Annotated in this window: 21 protein-coding genes; 11 read left to right on the top strand and 10 right to left on the bottom strand. The window is 58.5% G+C overall.

The window, feature by feature from the left end; translation table 11 throughout:
* Positions 1 to 65: 65 nt before the first annotated feature.
* Together ACYZUA_RS14020 and ACYZUA_RS14015 are read right to left on the bottom strand one after the other, a co-directional pair.
* Positions 66 to 764 (bottom strand): hypothetical protein, encoded by a 699-nt coding sequence (locus ACYZUA_RS14020; RefSeq protein ID WP_461963611.1) that lies wholly within the window; start codon positions 762 to 764, stop codon positions 66 to 68.
* Positions 764 to 1,270: a PAAR domain-containing protein gene (locus ACYZUA_RS14015; RefSeq protein ID WP_461963609.1), complete on the bottom strand. Its 507-nt coding sequence runs from the start codon at positions 1,268 to 1,270 to the stop codon at positions 764 to 766. Before ACYZUA_RS14015 ends, ACYZUA_RS14020 begins: the two co-directional genes overlap by 1 nt.
* Before the next feature lie 58 nt (positions 1,271 to 1,328).
* Here ACYZUA_RS14015 and ACYZUA_RS14010 point away from each other — a divergent pair, with 58 nt between their 5' ends.
* The 8 genes from ACYZUA_RS14010 to ACYZUA_RS13975 all read left to right on the top strand — a co-directional run bounded on the left by ACYZUA_RS14010 (position 1,329) and on the right by ACYZUA_RS13975 (position 8,190).
* Positions 1,329 to 1,637 (top strand): DUF3077 domain-containing protein, encoded by a 309-nt coding sequence (locus ACYZUA_RS14010; RefSeq protein ID WP_461963607.1) that lies wholly within the window; start codon positions 1,329 to 1,331, stop codon positions 1,635 to 1,637.
* Positions 1,606 to 1,833, top strand: a complete 228-nt coding sequence (locus ACYZUA_RS14005; protein ID WP_461963605.1) for a short-chain dehydrogenase — start codon at positions 1,606 to 1,608, stop codon at positions 1,831 to 1,833. Before ACYZUA_RS14010 ends, ACYZUA_RS14005 begins: the two co-directional genes overlap by 32 nt.
* A 296-nt stretch (positions 1,834 to 2,129) precedes the next feature.
* Complete coding sequence (locus tag ACYZUA_RS14000) at positions 2,130 to 5,048, top strand: monovalent cation/H+ antiporter subunit A (RefSeq protein WP_461963603.1); 2,919 nt, start codon at positions 2,130 to 2,132, stop codon at positions 5,046 to 5,048.
* The gene (locus ACYZUA_RS13995; RefSeq protein WP_007986256.1) at positions 5,048 to 5,392 is read left to right on the top strand and encodes a Na+/H+ antiporter subunit C; all 345 of its coding nucleotides are present in this window, start codon (positions 5,048 to 5,050) and stop codon (positions 5,390 to 5,392) included. Before ACYZUA_RS14000 ends, ACYZUA_RS13995 begins: the two co-directional genes overlap by 1 nt.
* The gene (locus ACYZUA_RS13990; protein ID WP_461963599.1) at positions 5,389 to 7,071 is read left to right on the top strand and encodes a monovalent cation/H+ antiporter subunit D; all 1,683 of its coding nucleotides are present in this window, start codon (positions 5,389 to 5,391) and stop codon (positions 7,069 to 7,071) included. The genes ACYZUA_RS13995 and ACYZUA_RS13990 overlap by 4 nt, the downstream gene beginning before the upstream one ends.
* Positions 7,068 to 7,556, top strand: coding sequence for a Na+/H+ antiporter subunit E (locus ACYZUA_RS13985; RefSeq protein ID WP_461963597.1), 489 nt, complete (start codon positions 7,068 to 7,070; stop codon positions 7,554 to 7,556). Before ACYZUA_RS13990 ends, ACYZUA_RS13985 begins: the two co-directional genes overlap by 4 nt.
* A complete protein-coding gene (locus ACYZUA_RS13980; protein WP_095133435.1) occupies positions 7,553 to 7,831 on the top strand; it encodes a K+/H+ antiporter subunit F in 279 nt (92 codons plus the stop codon). Before ACYZUA_RS13985 ends, ACYZUA_RS13980 begins: the two co-directional genes overlap by 4 nt.
* Positions 7,828 to 8,190 (top strand): Na+/H+ antiporter subunit G, encoded by a 363-nt coding sequence (locus ACYZUA_RS13975; RefSeq protein ID WP_461963594.1) that lies wholly within the window; start codon positions 7,828 to 7,830, stop codon positions 8,188 to 8,190. Before ACYZUA_RS13980 ends, ACYZUA_RS13975 begins: the two co-directional genes overlap by 4 nt.
* 112 nt (positions 8,191 to 8,302) lie before the next feature.
* Here the strand turns inward: ACYZUA_RS13975 and ACYZUA_RS13970 are convergent, their stop codons facing one another.
* The 4 genes from ACYZUA_RS13970 to ACYZUA_RS13955 form a co-directional block, all read right to left on the bottom strand.
* Entirely contained in the window at positions 8,303 to 8,740 is a 438-nt protein-coding gene (locus ACYZUA_RS13970) for a DUF3995 domain-containing protein (protein WP_461963592.1), read from the bottom strand.
* A gap of 245 nt (positions 8,741 to 8,985) precedes the next feature.
* A complete protein-coding gene (locus ACYZUA_RS13965; RefSeq protein WP_461963590.1) occupies positions 8,986 to 10,002 on the bottom strand; it encodes an ABC transporter substrate-binding protein in 1,017 nt (338 codons plus the stop codon).
* 118 nt (positions 10,003 to 10,120) lie between these two features.
* Positions 10,121 to 10,324, bottom strand: coding sequence for a hypothetical protein (locus ACYZUA_RS13960; RefSeq protein ID WP_461963588.1), 204 nt, complete (start codon positions 10,322 to 10,324; stop codon positions 10,121 to 10,123).
* Positions 10,324 to 10,794, bottom strand: coding sequence for a hypothetical protein (locus ACYZUA_RS13955; RefSeq protein WP_008151679.1), 471 nt, complete (start codon positions 10,792 to 10,794; stop codon positions 10,324 to 10,326). The genes ACYZUA_RS13960 and ACYZUA_RS13955 overlap by 1 nt, the downstream gene beginning before the upstream one ends.
* A 413-nt stretch (positions 10,795 to 11,207) precedes the next feature.
* Between ACYZUA_RS13955 and ACYZUA_RS13950 the strand changes: the two genes are divergently transcribed.
* The 3 genes from ACYZUA_RS13950 (at position 11,208) to ACYZUA_RS13940 (ending at position 12,214) form a co-directional block, all read left to right on the top strand.
* A complete protein-coding gene (locus tag ACYZUA_RS13950; protein WP_461963972.1) occupies positions 11,208 to 11,456 on the top strand; it encodes a hypothetical protein in 249 nt (82 codons plus the stop codon).
* Positions 11,457 to 11,612: 156 nt separating this feature from the next.
* Positions 11,613 to 11,843 carry a hypothetical protein gene (locus ACYZUA_RS13945; protein WP_461963585.1) on the top strand — a complete coding sequence of 77 codons (231 nt, stop codon included), beginning with the start codon at positions 11,613 to 11,615 and terminating at the stop codon, positions 11,841 to 11,843.
* 131 nt (positions 11,844 to 11,974) lie between these two features.
* On the top strand, positions 11,975 to 12,214 hold the full coding sequence (locus ACYZUA_RS13940; RefSeq protein WP_461963583.1) for a DUF2789 domain-containing protein: 240 nt from the start codon (positions 11,975 to 11,977) through the stop codon (positions 12,212 to 12,214).
* Here the strand turns inward: ACYZUA_RS13940 and ACYZUA_RS13935 are convergent.
* The 4 genes from ACYZUA_RS13935 to ACYZUA_RS13920 form a co-directional block, all read right to left on the bottom strand.
* Positions 12,211 to 12,426 carry a hypothetical protein gene (locus ACYZUA_RS13935; protein WP_461963580.1) on the bottom strand — a complete coding sequence of 72 codons (216 nt, stop codon included), beginning with the start codon at positions 12,424 to 12,426 and terminating at the stop codon, positions 12,211 to 12,213. The genes ACYZUA_RS13940 and ACYZUA_RS13935 overlap by 4 nt on opposite strands.
* Positions 12,427 to 12,688: 262 nt before the next feature.
* On the bottom strand, positions 12,689 to 14,293 hold the full coding sequence (locus ACYZUA_RS13930; protein WP_461963577.1) for a methyl-accepting chemotaxis protein: 1,605 nt from the start codon (positions 14,291 to 14,293) through the stop codon (positions 12,689 to 12,691).
* Positions 14,294 to 14,492: 199 nt separating this feature from the next.
* Positions 14,493 to 14,897: a TraR/DksA family transcriptional regulator gene (locus ACYZUA_RS13925; RefSeq protein WP_007907888.1), complete on the bottom strand. Its 405-nt coding sequence runs from the start codon at positions 14,895 to 14,897 to the stop codon at positions 14,493 to 14,495.
* A 329-nt stretch (positions 14,898 to 15,226) separates the two neighbouring features.
* Positions 15,227 to 16,249 carry an ABC transporter permease gene (locus tag ACYZUA_RS13920; RefSeq protein WP_461963574.1) on the bottom strand — a complete coding sequence of 341 codons (1,023 nt, stop codon included), beginning with the start codon at positions 16,247 to 16,249 and terminating at the stop codon, positions 15,227 to 15,229.
* Positions 16,250 to 16,417: the final 168 nt, after the last annotated feature.

The raw sequence follows: 16,417 nt of genomic DNA, 5'->3' as shown, positions 1-16,417 counted from the left end.
TCACAACAAATGCCAAAACGACCGCATTGATCAAAATCAACCCGGCTAGCCAAAAAGGAAACTTGCTATTTGTAAACATTCTTTTTGTCATAACGCGCCTCGGTATTCCCTTCGAGCATAGCGTGCAAATCTGCTGGCATAAAAATGCCATCCTGTGTCCATTTCTGCGTGCGCGCCGCCTGCCTCTCTGTCCAGGAAAGCCCTCTCATCTCTCGATACTCGGCAGGGTTCTGCACGATCGCCTTGCCTGAAACCTTGGCTCCATCAATTGTCACCGTCGTGCAATTATTGGTGGTTGGATGATAATTCGCTGGTAAAACGTAACGTGTCGCGATGGCTGTCTTTTTTCTTAGCTCTTTATTCTGTGCCACGACCCCATCAAAGTGAGCAATCACCGCTTCAGCCTTGGTGTTTTCCAAAAAATAGACGAAACCGGTCGTTGTCCGCCCGAGACTGTTTTCTCCAGAAATGTAAGCCTTGAAAGAGGTCCAGACATTTAATACACCCTCGCCTTCACTATCAAAGGTTCCCCAGGTTTTCCCATATCGTCCGAAATCGTACGTAATGTCTTTGCTACCCACGACAACATGAAGCGCCGCGTGCCCAAAAAGGTGCTCTTCCTTGTCACGAGTGTAAGGACCGCCAACCAGTAATTCCATGTAGGCACCGGAAACCACCAACTGATTAGTTTTGGTCGTTTTGCCTGGTGCCCCTACAGTTTTTGCAGTCTGCGTCGTACCCGACGCCTTAGTAGAATCAACCATTAAAGATGTTCCGTATCTTCAAGTTTTGGAAACTTTATGCTGCAGCTTCCTCTGGGGACATTTGGCACATGAACAAATCCATTTTCATCGAGAACGCCGGTGATCACCGCGCCATCTGGCAGTGTCAATTCATACAACTCGTTGGGAATTGGCTCTTCCCTGTCATTGAGCAATTGAAATTCGACGAAAGTCTTTTCCTGCAAAAGCTTGCGGAAAATATTACTGACACCGCTGGGCCCAGCATCGCCGACAAATGTATCTGGAGAACCTGCTGTGATTGTGGCGCCGCAAGCCGTTAACGATCCGACATGTGCCACATCTTTACCGAGTCCAAAAACATGTGGGGCACCCGTTGTTATTGGATTGCTGCCGTGAACGGGGCAGGAATAGATGTCTCCCACCAAGGCTATCGGGAGAGTGTTAACAAAAATAGGGCTTGAGCCGGTCGTGATATTTCCGCCGTGACTTCCTGGGTCTCCAAGTCGCGCAATTGGCTTTCCTGCCATGATTTCACTCCTTTGAACATCAAGAATCGCGAATAGTACATGATCCGCACAATGGATTTTGCGTTGGTGTCAGTCCCGGAACATACCTACACCACCCCCCTTCACCCGCTGCGATCACCACCTCTTCGCCGTACAACCCGACATCCCGTTACTCGACGCCCTCGAATACGCCGCGGTCTACCTCAGCTGCGCCGAAGCCCTCAAGCCCCCACCGCCACCCGCCCTGAACACAAAGCTTCATCGCGCGGGGCCAGCCAGCAAATGCTTGGTACTGCGCGCTCGTTGGTTCACGCATCCATTGACGGGATGCACGCGACCCAAGCTGGAGGTGACGCATGAACCCGCACATGCCGATGACCAACAATGACTGCGACATCCCGGTGTCGCTGATCGCCACTCAAGCGCCGCTGGATGTGTTGCACAGCAACGCGTCCACACGGTTTCTGGCCGTGACGCAGATGATGGAAAGTCTGGCCAGTCTTGATATCACTCAAGCCAAGGGACCGATGTGCAGCAACTTGCGCATGCGGCGGCAATGTTGCTGCGTGATGGGTGTGATTTGATGGATATGCTGGGACGGCAAATTCGGGCGCAGGTCTGACGATAGCGGTTTGATCGCCAAGTTCTATGGTGGCTGTCAGGGCCTCATCGCGGGCAGGCCCGCTCCCACAGGGTTCAACGTTTTCTTGTAGGAGCGGGCTTGCCCGCGATGGCGTCCGAGAGACCAAACCTATCTCTTGGAAACAATGTGAATCAGGAATTTTCCGTCTACCTTGTAGGATTCTGCGACAGCTTGGCGTTTGGCGATCCGGGAGCTGGCACGTATGATGCTTCACAAACTTCCGCAGATTAGAAGCCTATGCCCCTGATAGTTCTACTGCTTCTGCCTTTTATCGGCAGCTGTCTGGCAGCCTTGCTGCCGCACAACGCGCGTAACACCGAATCTTTGTTGGCGGGTCTGGTTGCCTTGATAGGCACTGTTCAGGTCGCCTTCCTGTACCCGCAAGTCGCCGATGGCGGCGTGATCCGCGAAGAATTTTTCTGGTTGCCCAGCCTGGGCCTGAACTTCGTGCTGCGCATGGACGGTTTCGCCTGGCTGTTCTCGATGCTGGTGCTGGGCATCGGCACGCTGGTTTCGTTGTACGCCCGCTACTACATGTCGCCGGACGATCCGGTGCCACGGTTCTTCGCGTTTTTCCTGGCGTTCATGGGCGCCATGCTCGGGCTGGTGATCTCCGGCAACCTGATCCAGATCGTGTTTTTCTGGGAGCTGACCAGCCTCTTTTCATTCCTGTTGATCGGTTACTGGCACCACCGCGCCGATGCGCGACGCGGTGCTTATATGGCGCTGATGGTCACCGGCGCAGGCGGTTTGTGTTTGCTGGCGGGGGTCATGCTGCTCGGCCATGTGGTCGGCAGCTATGACCTGGACAAGGTCCTGGCCGCCGGCGATCTGATTCGCGCACACGCCCTCTACCCTATTCTGCTACCCCTGATCCTGATCGGCGCCCTGAGCAAAAGCGCGCAATTCCCCTTCCACTTCTGGCTGCCCCACGCCATGGCGGCGCCGACACCGGTTTCGGCCTATCTGCACTCGGCGACCATGGTCAAGGCCGGGGTGTTTCTCCTCGCACGGCTTTGGCCGTCGCTGTCCGGCAGTGAGGAATGGTTCTACATCGTCAGCGGCGCCGGCGCCTGCACCCTGTTGCTCGGCGCGTATTGCGCGATGTTTCAGAACGACCTCAAGGGGTTGCTGGCCTACTCGACCATCAGCCACCTGGGCCTGATCACCCTGCTGCTGGGCCTGAACAGTCCGCTGGCCGCCGTGGCCGCGGTGTTTCACATTCTCAACCACGCCACGTTCAAGGCTTCGCTGTTCATGGCCGCCGGGATCATCGACCACGAAAGCGGCACCCGGGACATTCGCAAGCTCAGCGGCCTGATCAAGTTGATCCCGTTCACCGCCACCCTGGCCATGGTCGCCAGCGCTTCCATGGCCGGCGTGCCGCTGCTCAACGGCTTCCTCTCCAAAGAGATGTTCTTCGCCGAAACCGTGTTCATCAATGCCACCGCCTGGATCGAGATGACGCTGCCCATCGTCGCGACCATCGCCGGGACTTTCAGCGTCGCCTACTCGCTGCGCTTTACCGCCGATGTGTTCTTCGGCCCGACCGCCACCGACCTGCCGCACACCCCACACGAGCCACCACGCTGGATGCGCGCGCCGGTGGAATTGTTGGTGTTCGCCTGCCTGGTCGTGGGGATTTTCCCGGCGCAGGTAGTTGGCCCGTTGCTGGCCGCGGCTGCCCGGCCGGTGGTGGGCGGCACCTTGCCTGAATACAGCCTGGCGATCTGGCATGGCTGGAACGCGCCGATGATCATGAGCCTGATCGCCATGTCCTGCGGCATCGTGCTTTATCTGCTGTTGCGCAATCAGCTCAAACACGGGCGCTTCAAGTACCCGCCGATCATTGGCCGGTTCAATGGCAAGCGCCTGTTCGAACGCAGCCTGGTGATCATGATGCGCCTGGCCCGTCGTCTCGAGCGGCGAATCAGCACCAAGCGCCTGCAAACCCAATTGTTTCTTGTTGTACTCGCGGCCGTGTTGGCCGGGTTGATCCCGATGCTCCACAGCAGCCTGAGCTGGGGCGACCGGCCGAAGATTCCGGGTTCGATCGTGTTCGTGACCCTCTGGCTACTGGCGATTGCCTGCGCCCTCGGCGCGGCATGGCAGGCCAAGTATCACCGGCTCGCGGCCCTGACCATGGTCAGCGTCTGCGGCCTGATGACCTGCGTGACCTTCGTCTGGTTCTCGGCACCGGACCTGGCGCTGACGCAATTAGCCGTGGAAGTGGTGACGACAGTGTTGATCCTCCTCGGTCTGCGCTGGTTGCCGCGTCGGATTGAAGAGGTGTCGCCACTGCCGAGCAGCCTGCGCAAGGCGCGTATCCGCCGTATCCGCGACTTGCTGCTGTCGACCGTGGTCGGTGGCGGCATGGCGTTGCTGGCCTACGCGATGCTGACGCGCCAGACACCGAATCACATTTCTTCGTTCTACCTCAGCCATGCCCTGCCCGAAGGCGGCGGCAGCAACGTGGTCAACGTGATGCTGGTGGACTTCCGCGGCTTCGACACCCTCGGTGAAATTACCGTGCTGGTGGCCGTGGCCTTGACGGTATTCGCCCTGCTGCGACGCTTCCGCCCTCCGAAAGAAAGCCTGCAGTTGCCCGCCCAGCAGCGTTTGCTTGCACCGGACGTGGTCACCGATCTGGTCAACCCGCGTCACGCCAGCGACACCGCGCTCGGTTTCATGATGGTGCCGGCGGTGCTGGTTCGCCTGCTGCTGCCGATCGCCTTTGTGGTGTCGGTCTACCTGTTCATGCGCGGCCACAATCAACCGGGCGGCGGTTTTGTCGCAGGCCTGGTGATGTCCGTAGCGTTCATCCTGCAATACATGGTCGCCGGCACCCAGTGGGTTGAAGCGCAGATGAGCCTGCGACCGCTGCGCTGGATGGGCACCGGCCTGCTGTTCGCCACGGTCACCGGGCTTGGCGCAATGGCCGTCGGGTATCCGTTCCTGACCACCCACACCTGGCATTTCGGACTGCCGGTGTTCGGTGACATTCACATTGCCAGTGCGCTGTTCTTCGACATTGGCGTGTACGCCGTGGTGGTCGGTTCGACCCTGTTGATTCTTACCGCCCTCGCTCACCAATCGGTACGGGGTCACAAAACCGCCGCCCTGCCCAGATCCGTCGCCATGCAAGGAACCGTCTGATGGAAGAAGTCATCGCAATCGCCATCGGCGTGCTGGCCGCGTCCGGCGTCTGGCTGATCCTGCGGCCACGGACGTTTCAGGTGGTGATGGGCCTGTGCCTGCTGTCCTATGGCGTCAATCTGTTCATCTTCAGCATGGGCAGCCTGTTTATCGGCAAGGAGCCGATCATCAAGGACGGCGTGCCGCAGGACCTGTTGCACTACACCGACCCGCTGCCGCAAGCGCTGGTGCTGACCGCCATCGTGATCAGCTTCGCCATGACCGCGCTGTTTCTGGTGGTGCTGCTGGCCTCCCGGGGCCTGACCGGCACCGACCACGTGGATGGTCGGGAGCCTAAAGAATGAATCTGATGCCGCACCTGATCGCTGCACCGATTCTGCTGCCGCTGCTGACCGCCGCCGTAATGCTGATGCTGGGGGAGAAACACCGTCCGCTGAAGGGCAAGATCAACCTGTTCTCCAGTCTGGTGGGGTTGGGCATTGCCGTGCTGTTGCTGCAATGGACTCAGGAGACGGGCGTCCCCGGCTCCATCGGCGTGTACTTGCCAGGCAACTGGCAGGTGCCGTTCGGGATCGTGCTGGTGGTCGATCGACTGTCGGCGCTGATGCTGGTGCTGACCGGAATTATCGGCGTCAGTGCCTTGCTGTTCGCCATGGCCCGTTGGGACGGCGCCGGTTCGAGTTTCCACGCGCTGTTCCAGATTCAGATGATGGGCCTGTACGGCGCGTTCCTGACGGCGGACCTGTTCAACCTGTTTGTGTTTTTTGAAGTGTTGCTGGCGGCCTCTTATGGCCTGATGCTCCATGGTTCGGGTCGGTCGCGGGTGTCGGCGGGGCTGCATTACATCTCGATCAACCTGCTGGCCTCGTCGCTGTTTCTGATCGGCGCGGCGTTGATCTACGGCGTCACCGGCACCCTGAACATGGCCGATCTGGCGCTGAAAATTCCGCTGGTGCCGGAAGCCGATCGCGGCCTGTTGCATGCCGGCGCGGGAATTCTCGCAGTAGCGTTCCTGGCCAAGGCCGGGATGTGGCCGCTGAATTTCTGGCTGGTGCCGGCCTATTCCGCGGCGAGCGCGCCGGTGGCGGCGATGTTCGCGATCATGACCAAGGTCGGTGTCTACACCTTGCTGCGCTTGTGGACCTTGCTGTTCTCGGGTCAGGCCGGCGCCTCGGCGTACTTCGGCGGCGATTGGCTGATCTACGGCGGCATGGCGACCATCGTCTGCGCGGCGGTGGCGATCCTCGCCGCACAACGTCTGGAACGCCTGGCCAGCCTGAGCATTCTGGTGTCGGCCGGGATTCTGCTGTCGGCCATCGGTTTCGCCCAGCCCAACCTGATCGGCGCGGCACTGTTCTATCTGGTCAGCTCGACCCTGGCGTTGAGCGCGTTGTTCCTGTTGGCCGAGTTGATCGAGCGTTCGCGTTCGGCCAATGAAATGCCGTTGTTCGATGACGGCGATCTGCCGCGACCGATGGAATCCTTGCAGCCGCCCAAAGGCATCAACCTCGATGACGAACAGAAAGCCGTGGTCGGCCAGGTGATTCCCTGGACCATGGCGTTCCTCGGGTTGAGCTTCATTGCCTGCTCGCTGCTGATCATCGGCATGCCGCCGCTTTCGGGATTCATTGGCAAACTCGGCTTGCTCAGCGCCCTGCTCAATCCGTTGGGCCTGGGCAATGGCAGCGATGAGCCGATTTCCAATGCCGCGTGGGGCTTGCTGGCGTTGTTGATCCTGTCCGGACTGGCGTCGTTGACTGCCTTCTCGCGCTTGGGCATCCAGCGGTTCTGGACGCCTGAGGAGCGGCCGTCGCCGTTGCTGCGACGTTTCGAATGTGTGCCGATCATCGCGCTGCTGGGGTTGAGCATTGCGCTGACCTTCAAGGCCGAACCGCTGCTGCGCTACACCCAGGCGGCCGCCCAAGCCTTGAACAACCCGCAGCAATACGTGATGGCGGTGCTCGGTACCCGTGCGATTCCGAGTCCGCAAGCCAAAGCCGCGGTAGCGGAGGTTACACCATGAAGCGTCTGTTTCCTGCTCCCTGGTTGTCGCTGGCGCTGTGGCTGCTGTGGCTGGTGCTGAACCTGTCGATGAGTCCCGGCAATCTGCTGCTGGGCGCGGTGCTGGGGTTTTGCGCACCGCTGATGATGCGCAAGCTGCGACCGCTGCCGATCCGCATTCGTCGGCCGGGCGTAATTGTGCGTTTGTTCTTTCTTATCGGTCGCGATGTGGTGGTGTCCAACCTCGCCGTGGCCTGGGGCGTGCTCAACGCCGGTCGCCGTCCACCGCGCTCGCGCTTCATCAAGGTGCCGCTGGACTTGCGTGACGCCAACGGCCTGGCCGCGTTGTCGATGATCTGCACGGTGATTCCTGGCACCGTGTGGTCGGAACTGGCGCTGGACCGCAGCATTCTGTTGCTGCACGTCTTCGATCTGGATGACGAAACGCTGTTCATCCAGCACTTCAAGGCGACCTACGAGCGCCCCTTGATGGAGATCTTCGAATGAGCGCCTTGCTGTCGAACGCAATCCTGCTGAGCCTGTTCCTCTTTTCGCTGGCGATGATTCTGACCCTGATCCGGCTGTTCAAGGGGCCGTCGGCCCAGGACCGGGTTCTGGCGCTGGATTACCTGTACATCATCGCGATGCTGATGATGCTGGCGCTGGGCATTCGTTATGCCAGTGACACCTACTTCGAGGCGGCGCTGCTGATTGCGCTGTTCGGTTTCGTCGGCTCGTTTGCCCTGGCGAAATTCCTGCTGCGTGGGGAGGTGATCGAATGAGCACGGAACTGTCTCTGTGGGTTGAAATTCCGGTGGCGATCCTGCTGGTGCTCAGCAGTCTGTTTGCGCTGATCGGCGCCATTGGCCTGGTGCGGATGAAGGACTACTTCCAGCGCATGCACCCGCCGGCGCTGGCGTCGACCTTGGGTGCCTGGTGCGTGGCACTGGCTTCGATCATTTATTTTTCGGCACTCAAGTCCGGGCCAGTGCTGCATGCCTGGCTGATTCCGATTCTGTTGTCGATTACGGTGCCGGTGACCACGCTGCTGCTGGCGCGGGCGGCGCTGTTTCGCAAGCGCATGGCGGGGGATGATGTGCCGGCTGAGGTGAGTAGTCGGCGCACGGAAAGCGGGAGTTAAGTTTCAGTTTTTGTGTTGATTGGTAGGGCCTCATCGCGGGCAAGCCTTGCTCCTACAGGTTTTGCGCGATCCTGTAGGAGCAAGGCTTGCCCGCGATGCTTTTAGCAGCAACTCAGATCCAGGCAACGGCCAACAACCCCGCCCCCAACACCAGGCACAACGGCGAATACGCCCAGGTGTCGAGCCGGGCAAACTTCGAATCCTTCACTTGTTTGAAGAACCCTATCAAATTCGAATCGCCGACCGCCCTGGCGAACATCAGCATCGCAATCGCGCTGATCACCCATTGCAGCGACCAGTGATGCACCGTCGGCAGATACAGGCCGACTCGCAAGCACACCAGCATCGCTATCAGCAGCAATCCGACCGCCACCAGCAACGTGGCAAAGCCTGAAGGCTTGAAGGCCGGCCTGGGTTCTGCGCCGCCCTCTGCGGATACTCGGGGGACCGCCGCCTCGCTACCCAACTTGCCACCTGCCGCCCAGTACAGGTGAATCAGGCTGATCAACAGGAAGATGGCTGCCATCCATTGCGCGATCAATAGGCTCATGTTCGGAGTTCCAGCGTGAAATGTCGCTGCAGAATGAACTTCCTTGAACGATTTTGTAAGGGTATTCGTATCGGCGATGAAAAAGTGCCGCCCCACGAAACTCCCCCGGGCTGATCGGTTTTAATCCTCGAACTATCGGATGTAACCGCTTCATGTAGGAGCTGGCGAAGCCTGCGATCTTTTGATTTTTTAGTTACAAACAAAGTCAAAAAATCGCAGCCTGCGGCAGCTCAGGGATTATCGATTTATTTCAGTTCGGCGGAGACTTTATCCGCCACATCCTTGGGCACCCAGGCCTGCCACACGTCCGGGTGCGCCTTCATGAACGCCTGCGCCGCCTGCCGTGGCGGCGTGTGTTTTTCGCTCATCTCGGCCAGCGCCCTGTTCAATGGATCAATCGGAAAGTCGACCTTGCTGAAGAACTCGGCAATCTGCGGATACTGTTTCTGGAATGGCGTGGACACGCCAATGGACAGCTTCGAGGGCAGTGAGCGCGTTGGTTTCGGATTCGGGTGATCGGCGTCGGTCAGGGTTTTCCAGGCCTCGGCGTCGAACGGCGGTTCCTCGAGCTGAATCAGTTTGAAGCGGCCGAGCAACGGCGTAGGCGACCAGTAATAGAACAGCACCGGTTTGCCGCGCCGAATCGAAGAGCTGATCTCCGCATCCAGCGCTGCGCCGGAACCGCTGCGAAAATTCACATAGCTGTCGTCCAGCCCATACGCCTTGAGTTTCTGTTTGTTGACCACTTCCGACGTCCAGCCGATCGGGCTGTTGAGGAAGCGCCCCTTGCCCGGTGTTTCCGGATCGCTGAACACATTCTTGTATTTCGGCAGGTCGCTGACACTGCGCAGGCCCGGCGCCAGCGGCTTGATGCCTTTCGCCGGGTCGCCCTTGATCACATACTCGGGCACCCACCAACCTTCGGTAGCACCTTTGACCGTATCGCCGAGACTCGCGACTTTGCCTTCGGCCTCAGCCTTGACCCAGACCGGACTGCGACCGGCCCATTCTTCGCCAATGACCTGAATGTCATTGTTGGCCAGCGCGGTCTCCAGGGTGATGGTTGTCCCCGGCAAGGTATCGGTCGGCAGCCCGTAGCCCTTCTCGACAATGATCCGCAGGATATCGGTAATCAGGCTGCCGCTTTCCCAGTTCAGGTCGGCGAAGTGGATCGGCGCCTGGGCAGCGAACACCGGAACGGGTGAAGCCAACAATCCGAAAGTGGCCAGGGTAGCGGCCAGCAACCGTCGAAATCCGTTCATGCTTTTGCACCTCGTGCTGTTCACAGCAATAGCAGGATGGCCTGGCAGAAGACCGCAAAGCCTCTGAATACTCAGTCCACTGACTGTAGTAGAGGTTCTTGCTTTCGAGGGAGGTCAATCAATTTTCGGAAGGTTCCTGCAAGCGCGCCAGCGCTCTTCGTACCATGCTGGCGTACTCCGCCGGACGCAACGTATAGATCTGTGACGCCACCCAACCCAGCCATGCACCTTGCAAAACAGCCTTCTGATCGAACAGCCGATGGGCTTCGGCTTGCGCACTGGCCTGGTTCTGTTCGTGGAAGTCGGCGCGGGTCAGGGGCATTATTCGCTGGCCTTGAAGGTGACCAGTTCACCTTTGCGCCACTTGGCAGCCTTGGCGGTCACGGCTTTCAGGGTTTTGGTCAGGCCTTCCTGCAATTGTTGGTGAGCGGCGAACACCATCACCACGCTATGCCCTTCCTTGAACACAATCCCGTGGCCATCAGCGGTGGTGACGAACGCGTAATCACCCAGGCCGTAAACCGTCAGTTTGATTTCGCGGAACTTGATGTCCAGCTTGCCGCCTTCGCGACTGGGCAAAACAGAGGCGCTGAAATGATCGCCGACCTTGAGTTTAAGCCCTGGTTTGTCATCAACCACCAGCGCCTCTTCGGTGTCGATTTCGGCAATGTAAATGCCTTCAGCGTTCTGTTCGGTGATGTAAACAAAACGTGACTGGAACTGTTTAACCAGCTTTGCGCGCAAATCACCCAGCACGAACAAAGCATGCATATCGAGATTACTTACTGCCAAGGAAACATCCCCACATCTGAAAATGATGCTGCACGCAGGAAAATAGCGCACAGCAGAAAAAAGCGGCAATGCCGAAGGTGTAGCCAAATGACCCGGGTTGAAATCCTGAAACGAGCAGAGCGCTCATTCATCGCGAGGTTTGAGAAGACTACTGGAACAACACTCACGTCGTCTTGCCTGGCGTTCGTCAGAGGCTGAAGGAAAAAGCCCTTCCGACGGCCAGAAAAACGGGACTACCAACTTTAGGGAAAATACTCTTTAAAAAAAGCACTTTTCCGACATATCGCCAGCAAAAAATTGCTTTAGATGAACATTGATCGCCAAACACTGACGGTGATTCTAGAGCAGCGATGCTCATCGAGACTACCCAAAACCACGTACGCACGTCGGTAAAACAACGAAAAGGACTTCATATGTGCACGCTGACACATTTTGCTCACCCTCAGGCGCCCAATACGAACAGCTCGAGGACACTGCCCCCAGGGATGTTTCAACCGCATGAATACTACCCTGAAGCGCTCGCCCGGCCACGCTTTCAAGTCATTTTGGCCGGCAATGCCTTTTTTCATATCAAGGAAATTTCCACCGGCCGCGTCAGAGGTTTCCGCGGCAATCATAACGAAGCCTGCGCCCTTGCCCGCTCGCTCGAGTTACACGGTTGACGGTCCCGCCCGTTCATTTCCATAGACACTTCGTCATGCCGGCGACTTAACTCAGCCGCCAGCAGGCAACTACTGCCATACTGCCCGACCAATGAAACCCGTCCCCAGGGTGGGCGGCGTTCAAAACAACAGAATATTTCAAAGGAAGGCTGCTACGTGACGGAATTTGATATCGGTGAATTTTTTATCCGGGGCGAAGCCAGAGAAGTCGAAGGCGAATTCCAGGCGGTCATCATCATGCGTGCCAAACCACCGCTGACCACCGTGACCTATCACCAGGTCGAGAAGGATCGCTGGTTCAAGACCTCGGACGTTGCCGCCGTTGCCGCCCAGGAGGCCGCCAAGGCGCTGAAGGTTGCCGTCGATGAAGGTGCATTGAAAGCCTGATAGTCGGTTTGCCGTCTATGCTCTCTTCTGCTTTTGAACATCGCCATCGAACTCCTGAAGCGCGGCTCTCTCAGATGTATGGAAGCCGCCCCTCAGATCTCGCACTCGACGCGACCCGCAAGGAGATGAACATGGATTCACCGACACATGACTTGAAAGGCTTGTTCGATCAACTCGGTCTGGACTCCAGCGAGAAGGCCATCGACGATTTCATTGCCCGTCATTCACCCTTGGCCGACGACAAGAAACTCATCGATGCCGAGTTCTGGACCCCGCAGCAAGCCGGCTTCCTGAAGGAACAATTGCGTGAAGACGCCGATTGGGCGCGGGTGGTCGACGATCTGAACCTGCGCATGCATCAGATTCACTAGCCTCTGATTCCATGCAGGCTGTCGGGTGTTTCGGCGTTCAGTTGCGCCAACCAGGCAGCCCTGCACTCCTGTGCCTCTTCGCGACTTGAGAATGCCGTTCCGCGGCGCTCGCCATTGAGCAGCACCACCCAACAGACGCACTTCCCCAGCGAACGCAAACTGGCAGGTACACCGCTGCCTATCATGACGGCGACATCGACTTTACTTTGCATGCTGACCTCTCGAACTTCATTAGCAACCTAACTATGTAGGCATGGTAATGAGTTCATTCGCTTGGAAACAGCAACGCAATTGCACAGCTTTGTTGTTGGACCGGTAACAATGTACACATTCGTAGCGAGGTTTTTTTGGATCAAGAGCGAGGCGGTCGAGCTGTGTTTTGTTTATGTGTGCATATCTGTTTCTGCGGTTACGCCATCAATGCAGAAACGGATATGTACCCCAACACCCCTAAGTGAACAGCATCACGGACTATCAACGAGGGTTTTCCGGCTTGTAACCCAACCGCAAACCACCCCAATGCCGGCCCTTGAGCATAATCGGCACCGAAAGGTCGTGCATCAGCTCACCGGTGTCGCGGGTGTAGGTTTGCAGCAGTACGGCCTGCTGATGACTGCCACAGCGGATCCCGGTGCGGTCGGCGAATTTGCGTTTGGTGCGGTTCTGCAAGGTATCGACCTGCGCATCACCGGTCAGTGGTTGGCTGAAGACCTTGTTGTGGGTTGGCACATAGCCCTGCTGCGTACAGGCAATGGCGAACACCAGGCCTTCATGACGCGGCAACAAGGGTTCCTGGATCGCCGGCAAGACCTGATCGGCGTAGCGATCGAAGCGGGTCTGGTATTTGGCCGGGCTGGTGTTGGGAATGACCTGGTAATTGCGATCAAACAAATCATCGAGGCTGACGCGGCCCTCGTCGATATCCGCTTCAAAGCGCGCCGCGATCTGACTCGCGCCTTCGCGGGCCAGGTCATAAATCCGCTGGTGATAGTCATCCAGACCGACTTCGGCGAGGCGTTCGCTGATGGTTTCGGCCTGACCTTCCATTTGCACGGCGGCCTGGGCCAGGCGCTGGGTCTGTTGGTCGCTGATCGCCAGGTCGCTGCGCATCTGTTCGATGGCGTGAAACAGGCTATCGAGTTGTTCGCGGTTGGTGTCGGCGCCCCTGGCGATTTCCCCGACCTGGTTTTCGACGCCGGCAGCCAGGCGTGCAATGTTCTCCAAGTGTTGACCGGTGTGCTCGACCTGCTCAACGCCGGTGTCGAGGTCGCTGGACAGTTGGCGGATCTGCTCCACCACTTGTGCGGTACGTTGCTGAATATCAGCGACCATTTCCCCGACTTCGCCGGTGGCCGTCGCCGTGCGCGCGGCCAGACCGCGAACCTCATCGGCCACCACCGCAAATCCGCGACCATGCTCGCCGGCCCGCGCCGCCTCGATAGCCGCGTTCAATGCCAGCAGATTGGTCTGGCTGGCGATGGACTGGATCACCAGGGTGACCCGCTGGATATCATCACTGCGCAGGCTCAGGGCTTCGATCAGTTCACGGCTGTTACTGGCGCGCTGACTGAGTTGATGCATGCGGGCGATGGACTCGATCAGCTCCGTACTCCCTGCCGCGCTGCTCCGATGGGCCTCGCTGGCCGCACTGAGGGCTTCCCGGCTGAGTGTCGAGGTGGCTTGTTCGGTCGCGATCATCACTTCAGCGTTGCTGACTATCTGCGCCGCGGCACCGAGTTGCGACTGCAGTTTGTCGGCCAGTTGCTTGACCGAAAAGGCCACACCGGCGGCAGATAATGCGTTGTGACTGGTGGTGTAGGAAAGATCACGAGTCAACTCGGCAATCGCGCTGGCGCTGTCGACGGGGGTTGCCTCAGGGATGGCGCGCGTGCGCAAACGAGGTAGCCAGATCACCAGCATCGCCAATGGCAGGCCAAGGTAAAGCGACCAGCCGCCCAGCGTCATGCCACACAACAAGAGCATCAGGGCGATGCTTTGCAGAGTCGGCGTCAGCCAAAGGTTTTTCGGCAAAAGTACGGGTGCAGACACTGCTGCAACCACAGATCCGTCACGCGTCATCTTCGTCACCCCACCACTAATTCTAATTGTTGTACCGGCATTAAACGCCACTACAAGGCCATTATCTATGGTCCATTAGTAGTGGGCATTGCAGCAGATCAATAGAAGTGCGCGGGGTTTTCGCAGACGAAAAAAAGCATCGCGGGCAAGCCTTGCTCCTAAGGAGTGAGGCTTGCCCGCGATGCGGGGCGTTACGAAATCAGGCCTGACGCTGGTGCTTGTCGATCTGCTCGTGACGCTCTTGAGCTTCGATGCAGTACTTGGTGGTCGGGCTGATCAGCAGGCGCTTCAGGCCAATGGCCTCGCCGCTGTCGTCGCACCAGCCAAAGCTGTCTTCCTTGATGCGTTCCAGAGCCTGTTCCAACTGAGGCAGCATGCGTTGGTCGCGATCGATCGCGTTCACCAGCCAGGTGCGCTCTTCTTCAACAGAAGCAGCGTCGGCCGGATCGGCCGGAGTGTCCAGGCTTTCGATGGCGATGCGGTTCTGTTCGATGCGCTCATGGGTTTCGACTTTCATGTTCTGCAACAGCTCAGAGAAAAAAGCATGTTGCTCGGCATTCATGTAGTCATCCGCCGGCATGGCCAGCAACTTGTCCTTTGTCATTGATATCTCTATAAAAAAACGTGCATTAAGGCGAATTAGGGAGCGTTCCGGCGGACCTGGGTTTGGCCATCGGAACGGCGCCGTGTAATTCCAAGCGCCACCCGGCACTCAATTTACGAGGGGCGGCAGTCTAAGGCCGACTTGAGGCCTCAGCAACTGAAAAGACAGCGAATTTGTCCGACAAAGCCCTGAAAGTGCTCTATGGCAGTCTTTGCGATGGTTATCGGAGTGCGTTTATAGCAAGAAATTCAATCCAGCGGCTGTATATAGAAGACAAATGGTTACGCCACGCGGGTCAGGCGTGGCGCATTGGCTGCTTTATCTGAGGCTCAGCGCTTGCGTTTGCGTTTGTTGCGGTACTGATCGATGACCACTGCGACCACGATGATCAGGCCTTTGATGATGTCCTGAATGTAGGCATCGACGCCGACGAAGGTGAAACCGCTGGCCATGACCCCGAGGATCAGTGCGCCGATCACCGTGCCGGTGATCCGCCCTACTCCGCCGGCCAGGCTGGTGCCGCCGATCACTGCCGCGGCAATTGCGTCCAACTCATAAGACATGCCCATCCCGGCCTGCCCGGTCGCGGCCCGTGCCGACGCCACCACACCCGCCAGGCCTGCCAGCAACCCGGCGATGCTGTAGACGATCACCAGATGCCGCTTGACGTTGATCCCCGAGGTGCGCGCCGCCTGCATGTTGCCGCCGATGGCGTAGGTGTACTTGCCGTACTTGGTGTAACGCAGGGCGATGTGAAAGATCACCGCGACCACCAGGAAAATGATCACCGGCATCGCGCCGTGTCCGATCGCCGTGTAGGAATCCGAGAGCATGCTCACCGGTTGGCCTTCGGTGTAGTAACGCGCGAGGCCACGAGCCGAAACCATCATGCCGAGGGTGGCAATGAACGGCGGGATACCGGTAATGGCAATGATGCTGCCGTTGATCGCCCCCGCCAGCAGTCCCACCCCGAGCCCGGCAATCACCGGGATCCACACTGGCAAGTCAGTCAGCGATGGGAACACCGCCCGGGCGAAGTCCGACGTCTGGGCCAGACTGGCAGCGATCATCGCCGACAGCGCGAGCACCGAGCCAGAAGACAGGTCGATACCGGTGGTGATGATGACCTGGGTCACACCGATCGCCAGCAGTCCGATGATCGACACCTGCAGGATCATCAGCACCAGACGCTGGGAGTTCATCAGGAAGCTCTGGTCGCGCACGATCCAGCCAAACACTTCAAAGACCAGGCCGATACCAATCAGCACCAGGAAAATACTCAACTCGGTCGGAAAGCGCCGGCGACTCTTGACCGGTGCCGTTGCGGGCTTGTTTTCCAGTATCGCGTTCATAACCCACCCTTTAATAGAAATCTGTGTGGCGAGGGAGCTTGCCTGTGGCGAGGGAGCTTGTTTGTGGCGAGGGGATTTATCCCCGTTGGGCTGCGAAGCGGCCCCAAAAGAATAGGACTGCTGCGCAGTCCAACGGGGATAAATCCCCTCGCCACAGAATCCCTACTC

Source organism: Pseudomonas sp. LS2P72 (genome assembly GCF_054897865.1).
This window is presented reverse-complemented; position numbering and strand designations above follow the sequence as displayed.